Source organism: Bradyrhizobium jicamae, assembly GCF_018130695.1.
Taxonomy (GTDB): domain Bacteria; phylum Pseudomonadota; class Alphaproteobacteria; order Rhizobiales; family Xanthobacteraceae; genus Bradyrhizobium; species Bradyrhizobium jicamae_B.
This window is the reverse complement of sequence record NZ_JAFCJX010000026.1, coordinates 64,243-80,350: the sequence shown is the minus strand read 5'-3', so window position 1 is coordinate 80,350 and position 16,108 is coordinate 64,243. Positions and strand designations below refer to the sequence as shown.

Sequence of the window (16,108 nt, the reverse complement as noted above, 5' to 3'; positions counted from 1 at the left end):
GGCTGCAAATGCCTAGCGTTCGATTCCGCCTCAATGGCGTCGAGAGAGATGTCGACACCGATCCCGACCGGATGTTGCTGGATGTGCTGCGCGGATCGCTTGCGGTGACCGGACCGCATTTCGGGTGCGGTGCCGGCGAATGCGGTGCCTGCAACGTCATGGTCGACGGTCGCGCCGTGAGCTCATGCGATATGCCACTGTGGTCGGTTGCCGGCAAGGAGGTCATGACGCTGGAGGGACTTGGCAGCGCCGAGCATCCGCATCCGCTGCAGCGCGCCTTCATCGCCGAGCAGGCGCTGCAATGCGGCTATTGCGTCTCAGGCATCCTGATCAGCGCAGCGGCGTTGCTGAAGCAAAACCCTTCACCGTCGAAAGACGACGTGAAGCGCGCGCTCGACGGCAATCTCTGCCGCTGCGGCGCGCACAACAGGATGGTGCGCGCCGTGCTGCGCGCAGCTGCGGAGATGGCGGCCAGATGAACGCCCCTCCGAAATTGCCCGTGAGCCTCGCGGCCAATCCATTGCTGTCCTCGTGGCTGACATTCTCGCGCGACGGGCATGTGCTGGTGTCGCCGGGAAAGGTCGAGATCGGCCAGGGCATCGTGACGGCACTGGCGCAGATCGCGGCTGACGAACTCGACGTCGACATCGCGCGCGTCCGCATGGTGCGTGCCTCGACGGCGATGAGCCCGAACGAGGGCGTCACCTCCGGAAGCCTTTCGATACAGCAATCGGGCCGCGCTCTGCGCCACGCCTGTGCCGAAATTCGCCGGATCTTCCTTGTCGCGGCGTCCGACCGGCTCGGTGTCGCTGCCGATACGCTTTCGGTCGAAGACGGTACGATCTCGGGGCCCGGCAATGTCAGGACCAGCTATTGGGAACTGGCTGAAGATGTCGATCTCAAACGCGAGGCGACGGCCGGTGCAAGCGCAAAGGCGATCGCGCAGCGTTCGCTGGCGGGGCATTCCGTCGAGCGGCTGGACATTCCCGACAAGGTGTTCGGCCGACCGCCCTTCATCCAGGATCAGGTCTTGCCGAACATGTTGTACGGCCGCGTGCTAAGGCCGGACAACGCGCGGGCGAGCCTGATCGCACTGAAGGACGAAACGACCCGCACCACGGCCGGCCTCGTCGCAATCGTGCGTGACGGACGCTTTTGCGGTGTTGTCAGCGAGACCGAGAACGGCGCGGAGATCGCCCTGCAGGCGCTGGGTAAAGCTGCGGTGTGGTCGGAAGGCGATGCGCTGCCGGATGAGAACGATCTGGCGTCGTTCCTGAAGGCCGAGCCGTCGGAGCTGACCGTGATCGATACGCGGCCTGCGCCGACACCTGCGACCAAGGCCCGCACGATCCGGCGCCAATACACCCGCCCCTACATCGCACATGCATCGATCGCGCCGTCCTGCGCAATCGCACAATGGACCGGGGACAAGGTGCACGTCTGGACCCACAGCCAGGGCGTCTATCTCCTGCGCGCCGATCTCGCGCTCGTTCTCAACTTGCCGGTCGAGAACATCACCGTCGAGCACATGGAAGGCGCCGGCTGCTATGGCCACAACGCTGCTGACGATGTCGCGCTCGACGCCGTCTTGCTCGCCCGGACCGCCGGCGGTCGCCCCGTGCGGGTGCAATGGTCGCGGCAGGATGAGATGTCGCAAGCGCCGTTCGGCGCGGCGATGGCGATCGAGATCGAGGCCGATCTCGATCCGGCCGGCGAGATCGTCGATTGGCGGCACGCGGTCTGGAGCAACGGCCACGCCGCCCGTCCCGGACGTGCCACACAGCCTGCCCTGCTCGCGGGCTTCGAACTGGAGAAGCCGTTTCCGCGGATGATCTCGAGCAATCCGCCGCAGGCCAATGGCGGCGGCGCGGATCGGAACGCGATCCCGCTCTACAATTTCCCGGCCTGGACGATCGAAAGCCACCGGCTGCTCACGATGCCGATCCGCACCTCCGCGCTGCGGACGCTGGGCGCGCAGGGCAATGTCTTCGCGATCGAATGCTTTCTGGACGAGATCGCCTCCGAACGCGCTGAGGACCCGGTCGCCTTCCGCCTTCGCTATCTGCGCGACGAGCGCGCCAGGGATGTCATCCGTGCCGCCGCAAAGCGGGCGAACTGGAAGCCGGAGCGCACGCCCGGAATCGGCCACGGCATCGGCTTCGCGCGCTACAAGAACACCGGCGCCTATTGTGCTGTCGTGGCCGAGATCGAGGGCGATGAGGATATCCGCGTCAGAAAGCTAACGCTCGCAGTCGATGTCGGCGAGGCCATCAATCCGGACGGCGTGATCAACCAGATCGAGGGCGGCGCGATCCAGGCCACGAGCTGGGTGCTGAAGGAGCGCGTCCGCTTCGACCAGCAGCGGATCACCAGCACGAGTTGGTCGGATTATCCGATCCTGCGCTTCACTGAGGTCCCGGACGTCGAGGTCGAATTGATCCAGCGTTCGGAGCTCGATCCCGTCGGCGCCGGCGAAGCCGCGCACGGGCCAGTCACCGCAGCGATTGCCAATGCGGTGTTCGACTGCCTCGGCGTGCGCATCCGCAACCTCCCGATCAACCGCGATAGCCTGATCGCGGCGATGGAATAGAGCCAATGACGACGTTGAAGATTTTGAGCGGTGGCGCGGCGCAAGGATTGGTCGGAAGCCTAGCGCAAGCTTTTAAGGCCGAGACCGGCGTCGACATAACCGGTGATTTCGGCGCAGTCGGCGCCATGGCCGACAAGCTGCGCGCGGGCGCGCCGACAGATATCATCATCCTGACGGCCGCATTGGTTGCGAAATTGGCCGATGAAGGATTGGTGAGCCGGACTTCGATCAAGGATGTGGGACGCGTGGAGACGGCCCTCGCCGTCCGCGTCCGTGACCCGCGGGCCGAGGCCCCCGACGCTGATGCGTTGCGTCAAGCGTTCTTGAACGCGGATGAGATCTTCGTGCCTGACACCAAGGCGTCAACCGCGGGAATTCACGTCGCGAAGGTTCTGGACCAGCTCGGCATCACGAATGACGTCGAGGGTCGCCTCAGAATCTTTCCGAACGGCGCCACCGCGATGCGGCATCTGGCCGAATCCGGATCGCGGCGTCCCATCGGCTGCACGCAGGCGACCGAAATCATCAGCACAGAGGGCGTCAAGCTGTCCGGCTCGCTGCCGCCGGGCTGCGAGCTCGCGACGATGTACACGGCTGCGGTGACGACGCATGCCACTGCAGCCCAGCCGGCGCAGCGACTCATCGAGATGCTGACCGCTGCGACCGCGCAGGACCTGCGCAGCCGCTCGGGCTTCGTCGGCTAACGCGCCAGCTGCGTCAGGCCGGTCGGCGGACCGTCGACCGCAGTCCAGCCGCCATCGACGAACAGCGTGCTGCCGCTGACATAGCTCGCAGCGTCCGACGCCAGGTAAGCCACCGCGGTCGCGACCTCGTCGGCGCTGCTCCAGCGGTTGAATACGGTGTGGCCGGCATAGAGGTTGTAGATGTCCGGCCGCTGCTTGAACGGTCCCGTCAGCGCCGTCTCGGCAATGCTCGGTGCGATCGCATTGACGCGGACGCCGGAACGACCGACCTCCGACGCAAAGCCCTTCACCAAAAGCCCTATCGCGGCCTTGGTCGAGCCATAGACGCCCAGCCCCGGCTCGATGGTCACCGCACGCACCGACGAGCACGCGATCAGACTGCCGCCTTGCTGCTTGACCATGATCCTTCCAAAGGACTGGAAGAACCAAACCGTACCCTTGATGTTGAGATTGATGACGCGGTCGAGATCCTCCTCGGTGTAGTCGAGGATGGTCTTGCGGATGTTGAGGCCGGGCGTCGTGACCGCGATGTCGAGCCGCGGAAACTGCTGCATCGCCTTCGCGGCCAGCGCCTCGACACTGCCGCGATCGGCCGCATCGCAGGCGGCAGCAGCAGCGCTGCCGCCGTTCGTGCGGATCGCCGCCGCGGTTACTTCCGCATCCTCCTGCGCCCGATCTGCGCACAGCACCTCAGCGCCCAGCGAGGCCAGCGCCTCGGCCGAGGATTTACCAATGCCAGACCCGGCGCCCAGCACGACGGCCGTCTTGCCGGTGAGATCGAACAGCTTGCGATAATCAGTCACGTCAAAACTCCCACTCCCGAGAATCCGGGGACAGCACCAATCCCGGATTTGCCTTCTGATTCCAATTCATATACTAATATATCAATTTTGGGAGCAGGAATGCCCGCGGGCGCGCCAAAAAAGCCAGAGATGACGTCCCGTCGCGGCGGCCCGCGCCGGGTTGGCCGGCCGCGCGCGGCCACGGCATCAGCGCGCATCTACCAGGAGCTTCGCGCGGAACTGGTCTCGCTGCAGCGCCGCCCCGGCGCGGCGATCTCGGAGGCCGAAATCGCCCTGTCCTATGGGGTGAGCCGCACGCCGGTGCGCGAAGCCATCCTGAAACTGTCGGACGAAGGCCTGCTCGAGATTTTCCCGCAATCGGGCATCTTCGTCTCGCGGATTCCGATGGCGGCGCTGCCCGAAGCCATCATCGTGCGCCGATCGCTCGAGGAAACCACGACGCGGATGGCGACCGAGCGCGCAAGTCCCAGCCAGATCCTCAGCCTGCAGGCGATCCTGCAGGCCCAGCGCGAAGCCGACGCCGCCGACAATCGCTCAGCATTCCACCAGGCCGACGAAGCCTTCCACGCCGCAATCGCGGAGATCGCCGGATACCCCGGCATCTGGCGGCTGATCCTGCAGGTCAAGGTCCATGTCGATCGTTTTCGGCTGCTGACGTTGCCGGTGCGGGGACGAATGGCCGAGGTGATCGCCGAGCACGAGCGCGTCATGGTCGCGATCGAGGCGCGCGACCCCGTCGCCGCCGGCGCTGCGATGGCCAAGCATATCGAACGCCTGCTCGCCGACATCTCCTCGACGCAAAGCAGCAATCCGGAGTTCTTCGACCAACCCAACTAGCCATACGACCACGGACCGGACACCGGCCGTGCATTCACGGAGGGAAACGACATGACGGCATCTTATTCAGGCATCGGCCGCCGAGACTTCATCAAGCTGGGCGCAGGGCTCGGAGCCGCGATGGCGACCACAGCACCGATGTCCTCTGCATTGGCCCAGACGAAGATGGTGCTGAAGGCATCGGACGTTCATCCCTTGGGCTATCCGACGGTCGAAGCCGTGATGCGGATGGGCAAGAAGCTGGAGACCGCCACGAACGGCCGGCTGACGATCCAGATGTTCCCTTCCATGCAGCTCGGCGGCGAGAAGGAGATGATCGAGCAGGCGCAGCTCGGCGCGCTGCAGATTGCCCGCATTTCGGTGGGCGCCGTCGGCCCCGTCGTGGATGATGTCAACGTCTTCAACATGCCGTTCGTGTTCCGCGACTCCAAGCACATGGAGAAGGTCATCGACGGCGAGATCGGTGACGAACTGCTGGCGAAGATCACCGCCAACGAGAAGACCGGACTGGTCGCGCTGTGCTGGATGAACGCCGGATCGCGCAACATCTACAACAGCAAGCGGCCGATCAAATCCATCGCCGACCTCAAGGGCCTCAAGATCCGAATGATCGGCAATCCGCTGTTTGTCGACACCATGAATGCGCTGGGGGGCAATGGCATCGCGCTCGGCTTCGATCAGGTTTTCAGCGCGATGCAGACCGGCGTGATCGACGGCGCCGAAAACAATGCCCCCTCATTCGTGGCGCAGAACCACTACCAGGTCGCCAAGTATTTCACGATGACCGAGCACCTGATCATTCCCGAGCTTTTGGTCTTTTCGAAGATTTCCTGGCAAAAGCTGTCACCGGACGATCAAGCGCTGATCAAGAAGCTTTCAAAGGAAGCGCAGCAGGAGCAACGTGCGCTCTGGTACGAGGCCGAGAACGCCGCGCTCGAAAAGATGAAATCGATCGGCACCGAGATCGTCACTGAGATCGACAAGAAGCCGTTCCAGGACGCGGTGAAGCCGGTTTGGGACAAATACGGCGCCAAATACGCGGCGATGGTCAAGCGCATCGAGGCCGTAAACTAGCGCCCAGCGATTGAAGGGGCCGGACGATTCCGGTCCGGCCCCTTCCCGCGCCTCCGAAGCGATTCAAAGCGCCGTCATTCTCGAGGTTGAGATGTCCAATTCTGCAGCCGGCATTTTTCGGCGTGTGAACGACGCGGTCTACTGGACCGGTGCCGTGATCGGGTGCGCGGCACTCGTGCTGGTCTCGGCAGTCATTCCGTGGGCGGTCTACACCCGGTACATCCTGAACAGCGCCGCATCATGGCCCGAGCCGATGGCCGTGCTGCTGACTGTCGGCATCACCTTCATCGGTTCGGCCAACTGCTACCGTCAGCGCATCCACATGAACATGACGGTGGGAACCGATTTGCTTCCTCCGCTGTTGCGGCGCGCCTGTCTCTTCCTGAGCGAAGTGCTGATGGGCGTGATCGCAATCTTCATGGTGGTGTGGGGACTGAGACTCGTTGATACCACCTGGGGCAATTCGGTTGACGAATTCCCGTGGCTGTCGGTCGGTATCACCTACCTGCCCATCGTGGTGAGCGGCGCCATGATGTTCCTTTTTGTCGTCGAACGCCTGACCATCGGGCCGCCGCCGCGCGACGGCAGCGACGCTCACGTACCGGTCGAGTAATCCCATGGATATCGCAGTCCTGCTTCTCAGCATGTGCTTCTTCTTCGCGATCGGCATGCCGATCGCCTATGCGCTGGCACTGTCATCACTGGTCGGCGCGCTCTGGATCGACCTGCCGGTTGGCGCGGTGATGCAGCAATTCGCCAGCGGCGTCGGCAAGGTCTCGATGCTGACGATTCCCTTCTTCGTGCTGGCGGGCGCGATCATGGCCGAGGGCGGTATGGCCCGAAGACTGGTCGACTTCGCCGCCGTCGTCGTCGGATTCACGCGGATGCGAGGCGGCCTCTCGCAGGTCAACATCCTTGCCACCACCATCATGAGCGGCATCTCGGGATCGTCGGTTGCCGATACGTCGGCGATCGGCTCGGTGATGATCCCGCAAATGGCCGACAAGGGCTATCCACGGGTATTCGCAACCAACGTGACGATCAGCGCCTCACTGCAGGCGATCATCATCCCCCCAAGCCACAACTCCGTGATCTACTCGCTGGCGACGGGCGGCGTGGTCTCGATCACCAGCCTGTTCCTGGCCGGCGTGCTCCCCGGGCTGCTGCTCGGCTTCTCGCTGATGGTGCTGTGCCTGTTCTACGCCTATCGGGACAAGCATCCCAAAGGAGAGCCGGTGCCGATCCGCCAGGCTGTCAGGATGCTGGGCGAAGCCGTGTGGGGAATCGTGACACTGGTGATCGTGCTGGGCGGCATCCTGACCGGCGTGTTCACGCCGATCGAGGCCGGCGCTGTCGCCTGCGTCTGGGCCTTCTTCGTCACGATGTTCGTCTACCGCGACTACAAATGGTCCGAACTGCCGATCCTGGTCTACAAGACCCTGCAGACCGTGGCGATGGTGCTGACGCTGGTCGCGACCGCGTCGTGCTTCGGCTATGTCGCTGCGCTGATGCAGATGCCGGCCAAGATGACCGAGTTCTTCGTTGCCATATCGAGCAACAAATACGTGCTGCTGATGTGGCTGAACATCATGCTGCTGATCCTCGGAACCGCGCTCGATCTCGCGCCGCTGCTCCTGATCTGCACCCCCATCCTGCTACCGGTGGTGAAGAGCTTCGGCATCGATCCCGTGCATTTCGGCATCGTGATGCTGCTCAACCTCGGTATCGGCCTGCTGACCCCGCCGGTGGGAACAACCCTGTTCGTTGGTTGCGCCATCGGCAAGGTTTCGGTCGATGAAGTGATGCGCGGCATCTGGCCATTCTACTACGTGATGTTTACGGTACTGATGATCGTAACCTACGTGCCGTGGCTGTCGCTGGCGTTGCCGAGATTGTTCGGATTTTAGTGCAGTGCGCAGTTCGCGGCGGGGAGACTCTCGTGAAGATCGTCGACCTCAGCCGCGAACTCTATCATCGGACCCCGAGCTATCCGGGCCATCCGCCGATCATCCACGGGATGTGGAAGAACCACACTGAAGCGCTTGCGGAGTCCGGCAACGTCTACGGGCTCGCATCGATGTTCATCTCGATGGCCGATCACGGCGGCACCCATATCGATGCGCCCCGGCATTTCGGTCCGAGTGGTATCTCCATCGATCAGTACCCGCTGGAGAAGTGCATCGTCCCCGGCATCTGCCTCGACCTGCGCCACATCGCGCCGCGCGCGGAGATCACGCCGGCCGACCTTGAAGCCGCGGTGAAGCAGGCGGGCGTCGGCGTTCCCCGCGGTGGCACGGTCCTGCTCTGCACCGGCCATCATGAGCGCACGTTTCCGCGCAAGGCCTATTCAACCGACAATGCTGGCGTGAACGTTGCCGCCACCGAGTGGCTTGCCAAACGGGGGATCGTCCATTTCGGCATCGACTCGATGCGGCCGGGACCGGACAGCGACGTCAATCTCCTGGTGCACAAGGCCTGCCTCGACCTCGACATCACGCACATCGAAAGCCTGTGCAATCTCGAAGCGCTGCTTGGTCAGGGCCAGTTCACCTTCATCGGCCTGCCGATGAAGTGGCGCGATGGGACGGCCTCACCGATCCGGGCGGTGGCCGTGTTCGGCATATGATCAAATCGCGGGACAGCGGGAGACTCTTGATGACTGGCCGCAAATTTCCTTCCCGCCGCACCTTCCTGCAGGCCGGAGGCACGTTGATCGGCACGATGGCGACAACGGGTCTTGCAACTCGCGCACAAGCCGCAGGTTATCCGGATCGCCCGATCAAGGTGATCGTGCCCTTTGCACCGGGGGGCCCGACCGACATCATGGCGCGCATCCTCGGTACACATCTCGGCGAAGCGCTCGGCGGCACCATCGTGGTCGAGAACCGTCCCGGTGGCGGCGGCAATATCGGGATCGGCATCGCAGCGCATGCCGAACCGGACGGCTACACATTGCTGGTCACGTCAAGCGCCTATGTCGTGAACCCCGGCCTCTACGCCAAGATTCCTTATGATCCCTACAAGGGTTTTGCGCCAATCGCCGAGCTTGGCACCTCGCCGAACGTGATCCTCGTCAATCCGAAGCTTGGTGTGAACTCGATCGCGGACCTGATCGCGCGCACCAAGGCCAATCCGAACGAGCTGAACTATGCGAGTCCGGGTCTCGGAACGACGCCGCATCTGTCCGGCGAGCTATTCAAGATCGTGGGCCAGGTCGAGATCACGCACGTGCCCTTCTCAGGTGCCGGCCCCGCGATCCAGGCCATCCTGAGCGGCACCACCCAGGTCGCCTTTGCGGCGCTGCCGCCGGCGCATCCGCACATCGAGTCTGGTGCCTTGAAGGCGCTAGCCGTCACCGGACCCCATCGCTGGTTCGACCTGCCCGAGGTCCCAACAATGGTCGAGCTCGGTTACAAGGATTTCGTCTCCGACACCTTCCAGGGTTTTCTCGCGCCCGCGAACACACCGTCTCCCGTCGTCGAGCTGCTCAGCGCAAAATCGCTCGCGATCTTGAAGACGCCGAAGATAGCCGAGCAACTCCGCAATGACGGCTTCGAGGTTCTCGCCAACGGGCCCGACGGCATGCGGAGGCGGATCGACGAGGAAGTGCCGAAATGGCGTGACGTGATCACCAAGGCGGGCATCAAGCCGGTCTGATGCGATCAGGATTGCGCGACGGACATGGCTGACGGTCTTGCTGGCCTGCTTCCGCATCCGTAGGGTGTCGCCCCAATAAAACAAAATCAGGGAGGCGATCGTCATGCAGACACGGCGGAATTTCCTGAAATCGGGCGCGGCCGCCGCAGCGAGCGGCATCGTCTTCTGCGGTTGCGGCTCGATCCACCACGCGAGCGCGCAACAGCCGCGCCAGACGCTTCCGGTCAGCGTCAGCGGCAAACGCATCAAGACGATCGACATCCACTCGCACTGCCAATTCCGCGAAGCCGGAGCCCTGCTTGGCGCCGATGCCGCCCGACTACAGCTGCCGCCGGTGAACGGCGCATCCGAAGCCTTCATTGAAATCGACAAACGTCTTGCGGTCATGGATTCACAGGCGATCGACATGGAGGTGCTGTCGATCAATCCGTTCTGGTACGACCGCGAGCGCGACCTCGCCGGGCAGATCGTCAAGATCCAGAACGAAAAGCTCGCCGAGCTCTGCGCCTCGAAGCCGGACCGGTTTGCCGCCTTCGCATCGCTGACCTTGCAGGCGCCGGATCTGGCGGTCCAGGAGCTTGAGACCGCCGTCAGGAAGCAAGGGTTAAAGGGCGCTGCGATCGGAGGCGTCGTCAATGGTGTCGAATTCTCCGACCCCAAATTCCATCCCGTCTGGGCCAAGGCCGAAGAGCTTGGCGTGCCGCTGTTCATTCATCCGCAGGGCATCCCCGAGCTGAACAAGCGCCTCTCCGGCAATGGCTGGCTCGGCAACACGATCGCCAACCCGCTGGAGACCACGATCGCCCTGTCACATCTGATCTTCGAGGGGACGCTGGATCGTTTTCCCGGACTGAAGGTGATCGCGGCCCATGGCGGCGGCTACCTCGCATCCTATGCCGATCGCTCCGACCATGCCTGCCTGGTCGGCCCCAAGGGATGCAATCCCGATATCAAGCTGAAGAAGGCACCGACCGAATATCTCAAGCAGATCTACTTCGACTCTCTGATCTTCACCCCGGAAGCGATTCGTCATCTGGTCGCCCAGGTCGGTGCGAGCCAGATCGTACTGGGCAGCGACTATCCCTATCCCTGGCAAATGCAGCCGGTCGACCACATCTTCGCCTGCACAACGCTCAGCGACGACGAGAAAGTCAATATCCTCGGGCGCACCGCGGCAAAGCTGATTGGCGTGACGGCGTGATCGCTGCGTTGGCGTGACTCGCAATCGCGCGTAACGCCAACTTTCTCGTCGATCAGTGGGTGCGCACTGTCCGCATCGCGTTGCTCGGCTGCGCGAACTGCGTCGGCGCAACCTCGGGCACGAAATCCGTCCCGACGAATTCCGCCTGAGCGGCATCCGAGATCCACTTGATGGCGGCGGGGCGACTGACCAGCAGTCCAATCAGCGCAATGATGACGAGCATGGGCAGCGCGATCAGCTTGATGCTGAAGCTCTGATAGTTGCTCTGCTCGTCCTGCGGTTCCTTGTCGAAAGAGCCGTGCATGGATTCCTCCACATTGCGGATGTGCTCCCCGATGCGTCACTTATCGCAGCGCACGACGAGCCCATGTGAAGGATTTCACAGGCTTAATATCGATCACTTGGTTGTGAGGTTCGAGCCCGGCAAATCCGGCCCGCGATCATTCGCTGTCGTCGTGCGAGCCGGCGTCGACCAGTTCCTGCAACGCTTCGGGCTTCAACACGACAATGGCGCCGTGCTCGAGCCGCACCCAGCCGCGCGTCGCCCATGCGCGGAGCTGCTTGTTGATGCTCTCGCGGGTCATGCCGACCATTTCGCTGATCTCCTGCTGGGTGATCGCGATGGTCCGCCCCTGCGGCGAAGCCTTGTGCTTCTCACTGAGGCGCAGCAGCGCGCTGGCAAGCCGTCCCGGCAGGTTCTGCAGGATGACCTGCTCGACCTGATCACTGGTCCGGCGCAGCCGCGCGCACAGCAGCTCGATGAGCTTCATCGCGACCGTTGGCTGGCTCCGCACGAAAGGAATGAATTCGCGCCGGTCGATGATGAAGAGCTCGCAATTGGTATTGGCGATCGCATCGGTCGACCGCGGCTGCCCGTCAAGCAAGGCGATTTCGCCGAAGATCTCGCCGGCCTCAATCAGGTTGAGAATCGCATTGCGTCCATCGGGGGAGGAAATGCTGATCTTGATCGTGCCCGAGATCACCGCGATCAGGTTGGTCCCCGGGTCGCCTTTGGAGAACAGAGTCGTGCCCCGCTTCAGCGTGACGTGCTTGGCGTAGCGGCACAGCTGATCGAATGCATCCGGTTCCAGATCGGCAAAATAGGGATGCTTGCGCAGCACCGAGAGCTTGCTGCCCGAAAACGTCGGCGCTCCGGCAGTTCTTTCGATCGGCGCACCGGTCATCGTCATCCAGTCAAACTATGTTGCGTACCATGGGCGCGTCGCATGCACGGCGCCTGCAAAGCCATCAATCTATGAAGCTGCCCCGACTATAGCCCCGCCAAGGCGCTGCAGCAATAAAGCGCGCCGAGGCTGCCGCCAAGACCGATACACACAATTTCAAATAAATATGGCTTAGTTAGGAAACTTTCGATTGAGAACATGGCGCAATTCCGCCGGAAGCCCGCGCACCCGTGGCAATTTTGTCAGACGGAAAGTAGCTGTTGGCGTTGGCTCATCATCCCAAGCCGGCGAACTTTCTCCCGCCACTCACTCGCTCGCAATCCCCATTTCCTTGATGAGGCGCGCATATTTCGCGAGTTGCTCCCGCGTGAGCGTCCGCAGCTCGTCGGACGAACTGGCGCGCACCGCAAATCCGAGCTCGTCGAGCTTACGGCGCACCTCGGCATCACCGACGGCCTTGACCACCTCAGCATTGAGCCTTGCGACGATTTCTCGCGGCGTCCCTGTCGGCGCGACGATGGCAAACCAGGAGTTGAACAGGAAGCCCGGCAACCCGGATTCGGATACTGTCGGCACATCAGGAAATTGCGCCAGGCGACGCTCGGTGGTGACGCCGATCAGCCGAAGCTGACCGCCGCGGACCAGTGCGGCGACCGTCCCCAATCCCTGGAAGCCGACCGGAACCTGTCCCGCCGCCACGTCGGTCGCGGCCTGCGTCGCGCCCTTGTAAGGCACGTGCGTCAGCGTGATACCGGCCGCCGATGCGAACATCGCCATCGCCAGATGTTGCGGGCTGCCGGGACCGCCCGACGCGTAGTCGATCTTCCCCGGTGCTGCCTTGGCCGCAGCGATCAGATCGGCCGCGGACTTGAAGCTGGTCGTGGTGCTGGCGATCAAGCCCCACTCGACGGTTGCAACCAGCGAAACCGGCTCAAAATCCTTCAGCGTATCCCAGCGCATCTTGGACTGTAGATTGGGCACCATGGTCATGATGCTGTCGTTGAAGCCGCCGATCGTATAGCCGTCCGGCTCGGCGCGCGCGACCTGTTCGGCCCCGATCAACCCGGATGCGCCGGGCTGATTCAAGATCACGAATTGCTGGCCCATATTGTCGGCCATCTTTTGGGTGACGATGCGCGCCGCCACGTCCACTGCGCTTGCTGCCGCGAGCGGAACGATCATCTTGATCGGGCGATCGGGATAGGAGTTTTGCGCCGCAGCTTGTGAAACGGCGAGCAACGCGAGCGCTGGAACGAGCAACCGTAGCGGGCGCATCTTTCCCTCCCCCAAAGCCGGCTCTTGGTTCTGTTCTGCCGGTTGCGGAAAGTTTGCGCTGGATTGTCGGACTTGGCAACGCGGCTCGCGTCAGAGCAGTTTGCCGTCCGAGCCAAAGAAGGGATGGGGTCCGTCGAATTCACCGATAGGGACCTGATGAGTGACCAGGTGCCCGCCCCCATCGTCCGGAAACCAGGTATGAAGGTGAAATGCCGGCGGCTCGACCTTGAATGACGGGACCCGCAGCTTGCCAAGATCAAGATCGACCGCGTGGTTGGGTGCCGGGCAGATCGTGGTGGGAACACCGGCAAACACGGTCAGCATCGCGCGATGGACGTGACCGCAGCCGATCAGCCGGATACGCGAATGGCACCTGACGATCTCCGCCAGTGCATCGGCGTTGAAGAGATCCTGCGCGTCCATGTGCCAGATCCCGCCCTTGAAAGGCGGATGGTGGAGGAACAGCAACGCCGGCCGCCCCGAGGAAGCAGCCAGCGTCTTGTCGAGCCAGTGCAACGTCGATGCTTCGAGCGTGCCGTGCGGCTTCCCGGGGACGCTGGAATCGAGCAGCAGCAGATCGAGGCCGCCAACCTCGATCTTTTGATCGAGCGGGCCGGAGGCCTGGCTATAGGAAAAGCTCGGAAACGCCGCCCGCATCAAGTCGCGCGAATCGTGGTTGCCAGGAACACCCGCGAATGGAAGCTTCAGCGGTGCGAGCAGGCTCTTAAGGTAGACGTATTCTTCCGCGCTCGGTGTATCGACAAGGTCGCCGGAGATCACCACAAAGTCGGGCGCGGGCTGCAGCGCATTCAGCGCCGCGACGCATCGCTCGAGCGCCTTGGCCGTGTCGACACGACCATAAGCGAGCGTACCTGGCGGCTTGATGTGCAGGTCGGAGATCTGCGCGATCAGAACGGGCTTCGTCGACATCGGATTTCTCAGCTTTCAAGCGGCAGCAGACGCACGGCCTCCGGCGCAATCGACAGTCCGACCCGATCGCCGGCCTTCACCCGGATTGCATTGGACGCATCCACATTAAGCGGCCTGCTTGAAGCGCCGCTTACCACCAATCGCTGCCGGTCGCCAGTGAAGCTGACGCTGTCGACGAGCCCGGAAAGCGATCCTTGCCCTGCGTCGACCACCTGGATTGTCTCGGGACGGATCATGGCAATGGTGGCCGGCATCGTCACGTCGTCGCCAATTCGCAACTGACCGCCTGGCATGACCAGCGAACCATTCTGCAGCGGCGCTTCGATGATGTTCGCGGCCCCGATGAATTCTGCGACGAACCGATTTTGCGGGGTGAAGTAAACCTCGCGCGGTGTCCCGATCTGGGCAATCGCCCCTTTCCTCATGACCACGATGCGGTCGCCGAGTTCCATCGCTTCGGCTTGATCATGCGTTACGTAGATCGTCGTGATGCCAAGCGCACGCAGCAAGCGGTTGAGCTCACCCCGCAGCCGGTCGCGCAAGGCCGCATCGAGCGCGGTCAGAGGTTCGTCGAGCAGCAGGATGCCGGGACGGATGGCAACCGCCCGCGCCAAAGCCACGCGCTGGCGCTGACCGCCGGATAACTGCTCGATCCGGCGATTTTCCAAGCCGGTGATGTTGGTGAGCGCCACAAGCTCGGCGACGCACGCAGCCCGTTCAGCCTTCGGCACGCCGCGGATCTTCAGCCCATAGCCGATGTTGTCGGCCACCGTCATGTTGGGAAACAGCGCGTAGGACTGGAACACCATTCCGACATTGCGACGCTCGATCGGCACCGACGTCATGTCCTTGCCGTCGAACAGCACCTTGCCACCGGCATCGGGCAATTCGAGACCGGCGATGATCCGCAGCATCGTCGTCTTGCCGCAGCCGGACGGCCCAAGCAGCACCAGCGTCTCGCCACGCGCGATGTCGAGCGTGGCGGGATCGAGCGCGCGGGTACCGTCGGCAAATGTCTTGCCGCACGCCTTGATCCGGACGGCCGCGCCGTGTCCCACCGCACTCATCGCCTCTGCTCCTTGTCGGCCAGCAACTGCATCGCGACCAGGAGCGGAATGATCATCACGAAGAAGATCAGAGTATAGGCGGACGCCACTTCGAGGCGCATCGAGGCATAGCTGTCAGCGAGCCCGATCGGCAGCGTTTTGGTGAGCGGCGTGTGCAGCATCCAGGTCAGATTGAATTCGCCGAGCGACAGCGTGACGACCATGAGGGCGCCGGCGAGGATTCCCGGAACGGCATTCGGCACGATGACGTCAAGGAAACGCCGCCATGGCGTCGCACCGAGCGACGCTGCACCTTCGTCGAGCGTCTTGATATCGACGGTCGCGAAGACAGCCATAACCGATCGCACCATGAACGGCATGGTGAAGATCACGTGGCCAACCAGAATGAAGAGCCAGGAGCGACGGAAATCTCCAAAGCCGCCATAGGCCAGCAGCAGCGCGAGTGCTATCGCGAGACCCGGAATGGCCAATGGTAGCGTGATGATCTCCTCCACCACGCGAGCGAGCCGCCCGCCCCTGACATGGAGCGCGTAGGCGGCCGGAACGCCGGCAATCAGCGTGACCGCAAGCGTCGCGAAGGCAATCAAAAATGACAACAGGATGGTGCCGGCATAGAGCTCCCAGACCTGCGCCACCCATTGCAGGGTCACACCGGACTGGATCCCGCGAAAATAGTTCACGGTGACGCCGGCAGAGATCGACAGGATCGCCGGCACGACGAGGAATGCGGCGACGAGCAGCGTGAAGATGAACTGACTGGCGAAGATCAGGCGATCGCGCATGTGC

Annotated in this window: 17 protein-coding genes; 10 read left to right on the top strand and 7 right to left on the bottom strand. The window is 63.0% G+C overall.

All coding sequences use genetic code 11. The annotated features are described in order from the left end of the window. The first annotated feature begins 8 nt into the window (after nucleotides 1-8). Genes JQ604_RS31130 through JQ604_RS31120 form a run of 3 tightly spaced genes read left to right on the top strand, consistent with a single transcriptional unit; the run spans nucleotide 9 to nucleotide 3,294 of the window. A complete protein-coding gene (locus tag JQ604_RS31130; protein ID WP_212364521.1) occupies nucleotides 9-479 on the top strand; it encodes a (2Fe-2S)-binding protein in 471 nt (156 codons plus the stop codon). After that, the gene (locus JQ604_RS31125) at nucleotides 476-2,590 is read left to right on the top strand and encodes a xanthine dehydrogenase family protein molybdopterin-binding subunit (RefSeq protein WP_212364520.1); all 2,115 of its coding nucleotides are present in this window, start codon (nucleotides 476-478) and stop codon (nucleotides 2,588-2,590) included. The genes JQ604_RS31130 and JQ604_RS31125 overlap by 4 nt, the downstream gene beginning before the upstream one ends. A gap of 5 nt (nucleotides 2,591-2,595) precedes the next feature. Next, entirely contained in the window at nucleotides 2,596-3,294 is a 699-nt protein-coding gene (locus JQ604_RS31120; protein ID WP_212364519.1) for a molybdate ABC transporter substrate-binding protein, read from the top strand. Here JQ604_RS31120 and JQ604_RS31115 read toward each other — a convergent pair. Continuing rightward, nucleotides 3,291-4,097: an SDR family NAD(P)-dependent oxidoreductase gene (locus JQ604_RS31115; RefSeq protein ID WP_212364518.1), complete on the bottom strand. Its 807-nt coding sequence runs from the start codon at nucleotides 4,095-4,097 to the stop codon at nucleotides 3,291-3,293. The genes JQ604_RS31120 and JQ604_RS31115 overlap by 4 nt on opposite strands. Nucleotides 4,098-4,226: 129 nt before the next feature. Here JQ604_RS31115 and JQ604_RS31110 point away from each other — a divergent pair, with 129 nt between their 5' ends. The 7 genes from JQ604_RS31110 (at nucleotide 4,227) to JQ604_RS31080 (ending at nucleotide 10,866) form a co-directional block, all read left to right on the top strand. Beyond that, on the top strand, nucleotides 4,227-4,934 hold the full coding sequence (locus JQ604_RS31110; RefSeq protein WP_212364517.1) for a GntR family transcriptional regulator: 708 nt from the start codon (nucleotides 4,227-4,229) through the stop codon (nucleotides 4,932-4,934). 51 nt (nucleotides 4,935-4,985) lie between these two features. Then, nucleotides 4,986-6,008, top strand: coding sequence for a TRAP transporter substrate-binding protein DctP (gene dctP / locus JQ604_RS31105; protein WP_249158919.1), 1,023 nt, complete (start codon nucleotides 4,986-4,988; stop codon nucleotides 6,006-6,008). Between the two features lie 91 nt (nucleotides 6,009-6,099). Continuing rightward, on the top strand, nucleotides 6,100-6,621 hold the full coding sequence (locus JQ604_RS31100; protein WP_212364516.1) for a TRAP transporter small permease: 522 nt from the start codon (nucleotides 6,100-6,102) through the stop codon (nucleotides 6,619-6,621). 4 nt (nucleotides 6,622-6,625) lie between these two features. Next, nucleotides 6,626-7,915: a TRAP transporter large permease gene (locus JQ604_RS31095; protein ID WP_212364515.1), complete on the top strand. Its 1,290-nt coding sequence runs from the start codon at nucleotides 6,626-6,628 to the stop codon at nucleotides 7,913-7,915. A 32-nt stretch (nucleotides 7,916-7,947) separates the two neighbouring features. Further along, nucleotides 7,948-8,634, top strand: a complete 687-nt coding sequence (locus JQ604_RS31090; RefSeq protein WP_212364514.1) for a cyclase family protein — start codon at nucleotides 7,948-7,950, stop codon at nucleotides 8,632-8,634. A gap of 29 nt (nucleotides 8,635-8,663) precedes the next feature. Continuing rightward, nucleotides 8,664-9,665 (top strand): Bug family tripartite tricarboxylate transporter substrate binding protein, encoded by a 1,002-nt coding sequence (locus JQ604_RS31085; protein ID WP_212364513.1) that lies wholly within the window; start codon nucleotides 8,664-8,666, stop codon nucleotides 9,663-9,665. Nucleotides 9,666-9,768: 103 nt separating this feature from the next. Continuing rightward, the gene (locus tag JQ604_RS31080; RefSeq protein WP_212364512.1) at nucleotides 9,769-10,866 is read left to right on the top strand and encodes an amidohydrolase family protein; all 1,098 of its coding nucleotides are present in this window, start codon (nucleotides 9,769-9,771) and stop codon (nucleotides 10,864-10,866) included. A 52-nt stretch (nucleotides 10,867-10,918) separates the two neighbouring features. On the opposite strand, the gene JQ604_RS31075 is transcribed toward JQ604_RS31080, so the two are convergent. From JQ604_RS31075 to JQ604_RS31050, 6 genes are all read right to left on the bottom strand, one after another. Beyond that, nucleotides 10,919-11,170 carry a hypothetical protein gene (locus JQ604_RS31075; protein ID WP_212364511.1) on the bottom strand — a complete coding sequence of 84 codons (252 nt, stop codon included), beginning with the start codon at nucleotides 11,168-11,170 and terminating at the stop codon, nucleotides 10,919-10,921. Nucleotides 11,171-11,306: 136 nt separating this feature from the next. Further along, a complete protein-coding gene (locus tag JQ604_RS31070) occupies nucleotides 11,307-12,050 on the bottom strand; it encodes a Crp/Fnr family transcriptional regulator (protein WP_212364554.1) in 744 nt (247 codons plus the stop codon). Nucleotides 12,051-12,356: 306 nt separating this feature from the next. After that, nucleotides 12,357-13,325, bottom strand: coding sequence for a Bug family tripartite tricarboxylate transporter substrate binding protein (locus JQ604_RS31065; protein ID WP_212364510.1), 969 nt, complete (start codon nucleotides 13,323-13,325; stop codon nucleotides 12,357-12,359). A 90-nt stretch (nucleotides 13,326-13,415) separates the two neighbouring features. Next, nucleotides 13,416-14,255, bottom strand: coding sequence for a phosphodiesterase (locus JQ604_RS31060; protein WP_212364509.1), 840 nt, complete (start codon nucleotides 14,253-14,255; stop codon nucleotides 13,416-13,418). A gap of 8 nt (nucleotides 14,256-14,263) precedes the next feature. Continuing rightward, a complete protein-coding gene (locus tag JQ604_RS31055) occupies nucleotides 14,264-15,322 on the bottom strand; it encodes an ABC transporter ATP-binding protein (RefSeq protein ID WP_212364508.1) in 1,059 nt (352 codons plus the stop codon). Beyond that, nucleotides 15,319-16,104 carry an ABC transporter permease gene (locus JQ604_RS31050; RefSeq protein ID WP_212364507.1) on the bottom strand — a complete coding sequence of 262 codons (786 nt, stop codon included), beginning with the start codon at nucleotides 16,102-16,104 and terminating at the stop codon, nucleotides 15,319-15,321. Before JQ604_RS31050 ends, JQ604_RS31055 begins: the two co-directional genes overlap by 4 nt. Nucleotides 16,105-16,108: the final 4 nt, after the last annotated feature.